Genomic DNA, 6,642 nt, shown 5'->3' with positions numbered 1-6,642 from the left:
CCCGTCCCACCCCTCCCGAGGAGACGCCGCCATGTCCGCTCCCGTTCTCACCGAGCCCCCGGCAGGACTGGACGACCTGTCCGTCTGGCCCGCCTCCACCGCCCGGCTCCCGCAGGGCGACCTGAGCGTCGGAGGGGTCTCGCTCGCCGGCCTCGCCGACCGCTTCGGCACTCCCGCGTACGTCCTGGACGAGGACGAGGTGCGCTCACGCTGCCGGACCTACCGGGCCGCCTTCCCCGAAGCCCAGGTGCTGTACGCGGCCAAGGCGTTCCTGTCCCGGGCGATGGCGCGGTGGATCGACGAGGAGGGCCTGGGGCTGGACGTCTGCTCCGTCGGCGAACTCGAACTCGCCCACGCCGCCGGGTTCCCGGCGGAGCGGATGGTGCTGCACGGCAACGCGAAGACTCCGCGCGACATCGAGACCGCGCTACGGCTCGGGGTCGGGCGGATCGTCGTCGACAGCCCATCCGAGATCGCCCGGATCGCCGCGCTGACCGGCCCCGCGGGGCGGCAGAAGGTGATGGTGCGGGTGGTGCCCGGCGTGTCGGCGGGCGGCCACGAGAAGATCCGTACCGGTACCGACGGCCAGAAGTTCGGCCTGTCCCTCACCGATGGGTCCGCCCAGCACGCCATCGCCCGTGTACTCGGCCAGCCGCAGCTCGAACTGACCGGCCTGCACTGCCACATAGGCTCGCAGATCACCGACGTCAAGCCGTATCTGGTGGCCGTGCGGCGCATGGTCGGACTGATGGCCCGGATCAAGGACAGCCACGGCGTCACCTTCCCCGAACTCGACATGGGAGGCGGGCACGGGGTCGCCTACCGGCCGGGGGAGTCCGCCCTCGACCTGACCGCCCTCGCGCGCCGCCTGGGCGCGGAACTCGTCACGAGCTGTGCGGCGGCCGGCCTGCCCGTGCCGAGGCTGGCCATCGAACCCGGGCGGGCGATCGCGGCCCCGGCCGGAGTGGCGCTGTACCGCGTCCTCTCCGTCAAGCACACCGGCCCGAACATGTTCGTGGCCGTCGACGGGGGCATGAGCGACAACCCCCGGCCCGCCCTGTACGGGGCCCGCTACGCGCCGCGCCTGATCGGCCGCGCCGCCACCGCCGGACCGGTCGCGGCCACGGTGGTGGGCCGGCACTGCGAGGCAGGCGACGTCCTCGCGAACGACGTCCTCCTGCCCGGCGACATCCGCTCCGGCGACCTGCTCGCGGTACCCGTGGCGGGCGCCTACCAGGTCTCCATGGCCTCCGCCTACAACCTCGTCGGCCGGCCGCCGGTCGTCGCGGTGCGCGAAGGGACGGCGCGCCTGCTGATCCGGCGCGAGACACAGGAGGACCTCCGGCGGCGCGACATCGGCGCCTAGGGCCTCTCGTTTGGATCATGCCGGGCTCGCGGGGCCCGGCACGATCCAAACGAAAGACCCCAGGGGCCTTCTCCGTGCGGCGGGGCGGGCGGTGTCACGCGATCTTCGGTCCGCAGCGCATACCGATGTAGACGCAGCCCGTGCCGTCCTCCAGCCCGGAGAAGACCACGGGCATGTAGTCCTCGCTGAACGCCGCGCCGACTCCCGTGCCGGCGAAGACCCTCCCGGACACCGGCACCAAGTCGATCTCCAAGGGTTCGGAGAAGTCCTTCATGCCGTCGACGAACTCGTACACCGCGTGCCCGGCGCCGTCCCGTTCGGTCACGGTGATGACCACGCCTTCGCGTCGGTACGTGCCGACGAGAGGCGCCAGGTCGACCACGGGCGGCTCGGCGGGCGGGCCGAAGGGCTCCGGCATCGTCACCCCCGCCAGCTCGGCCAGCAGTTCGCGGTAGAGCGCCGCGTACAGCTCGCGCGCCCCGCCGCCGTTGGTGAGCAGCACGATCGCGACGCCCGCCGAGGGCACGACGCGCAGGTAGCCGTACTGCCCGATGGAGGCGCCGTCGTGGCCGAACCCCCGGACGCCGTCCCAGTCGTACAGGGTCCACCCGAGCCCCCAGCCGTCGGCGCTGACCGTCCACTTGTCGGGGGAGTCGACCACGTGCCGCTGCATCGACGCGACGGCCTCCTCGGGCAGCACGCGTGTGCCGTCCTGTGCCACGCCACCGTCGAGGTGCATCAGTGCGAGCCGCGCGACGTCTCCGGCCGTGGCGATGACCCGGCCGTACGGGCCCGCCGAGCGGGGCATCAGGTCCCAGGCGGGCGCCGGGTCCGGATCCTGTCCCGCCTCGCCCAGGTGTCCCATCGCCGCACGGAACCGCAGCGCCTCCTCGGGCAGCGTCATGGTGTGCGTGAGACCGAGCGGGGTCAGCAGCAGGTCCTTCAGGGCCTCGTCCCACACCTTTCCGGTCACCACCTCGATGATCCGGCCGAGGACGTTGTACCCGACGCTGCTGTAGGAGAGCCCGGTGCCCGGCGGGCAGTCGAGCGCCACGTTCCGCGCGGCCTCGACGTACCTGGCGAGGCAGTCGTCCCCCCGCCCGCTGTCGTAGGTGAAATCGCAGGTGAGACCGCTCGTGTGGCTGAGCAGCAGGCGAGTGGTGATCGACCCGGTCGCGTCGGGGTCGGCGACGGAGAACTCCGGCAACAGGTCGACGACCGGTGCGTCCAGGTCCAGTTCGCCCGATGCGGCGAGCCGCATGATCAGGGTTGCCGTGTAGATCTTGGCGATCGAGCCCAGCTGGAAGACGGAGTCGGTCGTCGCCTCCACGCCCGTGCCCCGGTGCAGCACGCCGCCGGCCACCTCATGGACGGTCCCGTCGACGAGGATCGCCAGCGACGCGGCCGGGACGTGGTGCTCGGCGCGCAAGGCGTCGAGGCGGGTCTGCCAGTGGGCGAGGTCCGGCTTCCGGCCCCCCGCACTCCGGCTCCGCCCCTCGCCGTCCGCGTTCCGTCCGCCCTGCTCGTCCCGTTTCACGGCGTTCTTTCGCATGTCTTCCCCCACTTGACGCGTACGGCGTTCCTTGATGCGAACACTGTACGCAACGCGGATCGGTGTACGCAAGACGCGTACGCCGTGCGCTACAGTCCGGGGCGGAAGCGGGGCAAAGGGGAGACGAGGACGTATGCCAATCGACAGGAAGCCGGCCGGATCGGTGTGGAGCCGTCCGCGCTCCCGCCCGCGGGAGCAGCTGACCCGTGAGCAGATCGTCGCCGCGGCGATCGAACTGCTCGACGCGGAAGGCGTCGAGGCGCTCACCATGCGCAAGCTCGGCACCCGCCTGGACGCCGCGGCCACCTCTCTCTACCGGCACGTGGCCAACAAGGACGAGCTGATCGAGCTCGTCGTGGACCACGTCTACGGAGAGATTCGGGTGCGGGCCGCCGCCGAACGCGGCCAGTGGCGCGCGGCGGTCGTCCGCACCGCCACCGATCTGCGCGCGATGACCCTGCGCCACCCCTGGATCGCCCCCGAACTGGGCCAGGTCGGCCTCGTCCACGTCGGCCCGAACGCCATGCGGATGTCGTCGGGGCTGGTCGCGCAGTTCGAGACCGCGGGGTTCCCGGCGGACGAGACGGACCGGGCTCTGGGGACGCTCATGGCCTATGTCGTCGGGATCGCGACCTCCGAGGCCGCGTACCTCTCACTGATCGCTCGCAGCGGCAGGACCGAGCAGGAGTGGGTGGCGGGACTGCGCCCGGCCTTCGACGAGGCCTCGCGGGAGCACCCACGGCTGCGTGAAGGGAGCTCCGCCCGGCAGGACGTGCATCCGCGGCGGATCCGCGACGACGACTTCGCGTACGGGCTGGAACGGGTCCTCGACGGCCTGTCGTCCCGGCTCGACGCCCGAGGGCGGTAGTCCGCCGGCCCGAAGCCACCCGGTACGTGGCCCCGTCGGCACACGTACCCGGCCTCGGGCCGTGCCTCGCGTTCCCGGGTCGCCGTGACGATGCGGCGGGTGAGGCCGTCGACGCGGGGGTTCTCGGCCGCGAGGTCGTACGCCCGGTCGTAGGAGAGGAAGAGCTGCCGCAGCGCCGGGTCGGCGACGCCGGTCACGAGCCCGGCCGGCTGCTGAGGGCGCCGGCGGACTCCCCGGGCTCATGAGGGCTGTCCCGCCGGTCGCGGCCGGGCGGCGGAGGAAGGGCGGGGGCGGCCGGGAAGGAGGCCGCCCCCGCGGGGAACCAGCGGCTCGGGAGGCAGCGCCGGCCGGCCTTGGGGGGCCGTGGTCACGTGGTGCCTGCTGCCGGCCGGGGCAGGCACGGCCGGCAGCAGGGCCCGAAACGACCGGCGCGCGGAGACGGGGAAGTCGCGCCGGCGGGGAGGTTCGTCCGGACCGCGGCGCAGTGGCCGCCGTCCGTCGCCCCATCACCAGTCAACGGTGCGCCTGCCACCGTCTCAAGGGCCCCTACGCGGTTCTGACGGTCCTCTGACGGAAGTCATCCGAAGCCCGGCAGGGTCGAGACGACGAGGTCGATCACCTTGATGCCGACGAACGGCAGGACCAGACCGCCGAGTCCGTAGACCGCGAGGTTGCGGCGGAGCAGGTCCTCCGCGGAGGCGGGCCGGTACCGCACTCCGCGCAGGGCGAGGGGGATGAGGGCGACGATGATCAGGGCGTTGAAGACGATCGCCGATGTGATGGCCGACTGCGGGCTGTGCAGGCCCATGATGTTCAGCGCGTCCAGGTCCGGATAGGCGGCGGCGAACATGGCGGGGATGATCGCGAAGTACTTCGCGACGTCGTTCGTGATGGAGAAGGTGGTCAAGGCTCCTCGGGTGATGAGGAGTTGTTTGCCGATCTCGACGATCTCGATGAGTTTGGTGGGGTTGGAGTCGAGGTCCACCATGTTCCCGGCCTCCTTGGCGGCCGAGGTTCCGGTGTTCATCGCGACGCCGACGTCGGCCTGGGCCAGGGCGGGTGCGTCGTTGGTGCCGTCGCCGGTCATCGCGACGAGCTTGCCGCCGGCCTGTTCCCGCTTGATGAGGGCCATCTTGTCCTCGGGCGTCGCCTCGGCCAGGAAGTCGTCGACCCCCGCCTCCTCGGCGATCGCCTTCGCGGTCAGCGGGTTGTCACCCGTGATCATGACCGTACGGATACCCATCCGGCGCAGCTCGTCGAACCGCTCCCGGACCCCCTCCTTCACCACGTCCTTCAGGTGGACGATGCCCAGCGCACGCGGTCCGTCCCAGTCGTGGACCGCCACCAGCAGCGGAGTGCCGCCGGACGCGGAGACGGCGGCGGACCACTGCGCGGCCTCGGGCGGCACGCTGCCACCCCGCAGCCTGACCCATTCGGCCACCTGCGCCGCCGCGCCCTTGCGCAGTGCGCAGCCGGCCCCGTTGGCCCACGTGAGGTTCACCCCGCTCATCCTGGTGCGCGCGCTGAACGCGACGAACCTGGGGTTGCTCAGCTCGTCCTCCCGGGGGGCGGCGAGTCCGTAGCGGGCGGCCAGCGCGACCACGGACCGGCCTTCGGGGGTCGTGTCGGCGAGCGAGGACAGCTGGGCCGCGTCCGCGAGCTTCGTGTGGTCGACACCCGGCAGCGGCGTGAAGGCCACGGCCTCCCGGTTCCCGTGGGTGATCGTTCCGGTCTTGTCGAGGAGCAGGGTGCTGATGTCTCCCGCTGCCTCTACCGCCCGCCCGCTCATGACCAGGACGTTGCGCTGCACCAGGCGGTCCATGCCCGCGATGCCGATCGCGGACAGCAGGGCCCCGATCGTGGTGGGGATGAGGGTGACGAGCAGAGCCACGAGAACGGTGGTGGACTGGGCCGCTCCCGCGTAGCCGGCCATGGGCTGCAGCGTGATCACCACGAGGACGAACACGGCCGTCAGGGCGGCGAGCAGGATGTTCAGCGCGATCTCGTTGGGGGTCTTCTGCCGGGAGGCGCCCTCGACGAGGGCGATCATCCGGTCGATGAAACTGTCGCCCGGGCGGGCGGTGACGCGGACCACGATCGCGTCGGACAGTAGCGTCGTACCGCCGGTGACGCCGGACCGGTCGCCGCCCGACTCCCGCAGTACCGGGGCCGATTCGCCGGTGACGGCCGACTCGTCGACCATGGCCGCCCCGTCCACCACGTCGCCGTCGGCGGGGACGGTCCCGCCCGCCCGGACCAGGACGAAGTCGAAGGGCTGGAGTTCCGCGGGGGTGACGGCCTCGGTCCTGGCGTGCCGCGGATTCGTCCCGTACGCCCAGTGTTCCAGCCGCAGGGCGACCGTATCCGAACGGGTCCTGCGCAACGACGCCGCCTGGGCGCGGCCGCGGCCTTCGGCGACCGCCTCGGCCAGGTTGGCGAACAGGACCGTGAGCCAGAGCCAGCAGCTGATGAACCAGGCGAACACGGAAGGGTGGGCGATCGCGGACAGAGTGGTCAGCGCCGATCCGACGGCGACGACCAACAGCACGGGTTTTTGGACCAGTTCGCGGGGGGCGAGCTTGCGCAAGGAATCCCGCAGGCAGACGGCGAGCTGGCCGGGCTCCAGCATATTCACCGGCCCGGGGCGCTTTCGGGGCGGCGGGACGGGCGAGGTCGGTGGGGATTCCCGGTTTTCCGGAGGAGTTCGGTGCAGTGCGGCGCGGGACATGAGGACGCCTTCTGGAGGAGATCAGTGGGGCGTCCGCCACCTGATGCGGTGGCGGGCGCGAGAAGAGGGTGCCGCCGGGTCCCGTGCATCGCCCCCCTCGTGCGTGAATTCCGCGATGCGGGCCGCCG

The 6,642-nt window shown here is 72.0% G+C and carries 4 protein-coding genes; 2 read left to right on the top strand and 2 right to left on the bottom strand.

Annotated elements, in window-relative coordinates; translation table 11 throughout:
• Positions 1-31 precede the first annotated feature (31 nt).
• Positions 32-1,366 (top strand): diaminopimelate decarboxylase, encoded by a 1,335-nt coding sequence (gene lysA, locus HET64_RS14560; RefSeq protein WP_215105569.1) that lies wholly within the window; start codon positions 32-34, stop codon positions 1,364-1,366.
• A gap of 94 nt (positions 1,367-1,460) precedes the next feature.
• Here the strand turns inward: lysA and HET64_RS14555 are convergent, their stop codons facing one another.
• Positions 1,461-2,918: a serine hydrolase gene (locus HET64_RS14555; protein WP_215105568.1), complete on the bottom strand. Its 1,458-nt coding sequence runs from the start codon at positions 2,916-2,918 to the stop codon at positions 1,461-1,463.
• Between the two features lie 133 nt (positions 2,919-3,051).
• On the opposite strand from HET64_RS14555, the gene HET64_RS14550 reads away from it, so the two are divergent.
• A complete protein-coding gene (locus tag HET64_RS14550; protein WP_215105566.1) occupies positions 3,052-3,786 on the top strand; it encodes a TetR/AcrR family transcriptional regulator in 735 nt (244 codons plus the stop codon).
• Positions 3,787-4,363: 577 nt separating this feature from the next.
• Here HET64_RS14550 and kdpB read toward each other — a convergent pair.
• Positions 4,364-6,514 carry a potassium-transporting ATPase subunit KdpB gene (gene kdpB / locus HET64_RS14545; protein ID WP_215105564.1) on the bottom strand — a complete coding sequence of 717 codons (2,151 nt, stop codon included), beginning with the start codon at positions 6,512-6,514 and terminating at the stop codon, positions 4,364-4,366.
• Between the last annotated feature and the right edge of the window lie 128 nt (positions 6,515-6,642).

It is taken from the genome of Streptomyces sp. McG3, assembly GCF_018619185.1.
Lineage (GTDB): Bacteria > Actinomycetota > Actinomycetes > Streptomycetales > Streptomycetaceae > Streptomyces.
The sequence above is the reverse complement of the archived record's forward strand: the minus strand, read 5'-3'. Positions and strand labels throughout refer to the sequence as shown.

What these genes read in the sequence shown, in the direction of transcription:
- HET64_RS14555 (WP_215105568.1), bottom strand. Translation starts at nt 2,918, where the DNA reads ATGCGAAAGAACGCCGTGAAACGGGACGAGCAGGGCGGACGGAACGCG.
- kdpB (WP_215105564.1), bottom strand. Translation starts at nt 6,514, where the DNA reads ATGTCCCGCGCCGCACTGCACCGAACTCCTCCGGAAAACCGGGAATCC.
- lysA (WP_215105569.1), top strand. Translation starts at nt 32, where the DNA reads ATGTCCGCTCCCGTTCTCACCGAGCCCCCGGCAGGACTGGACGACCTG.
- HET64_RS14550 (WP_215105566.1), top strand. Translation starts at nt 3,052, where the DNA reads ATGCCAATCGACAGGAAGCCGGCCGGATCGGTGTGGAGCCGTCCGCGC.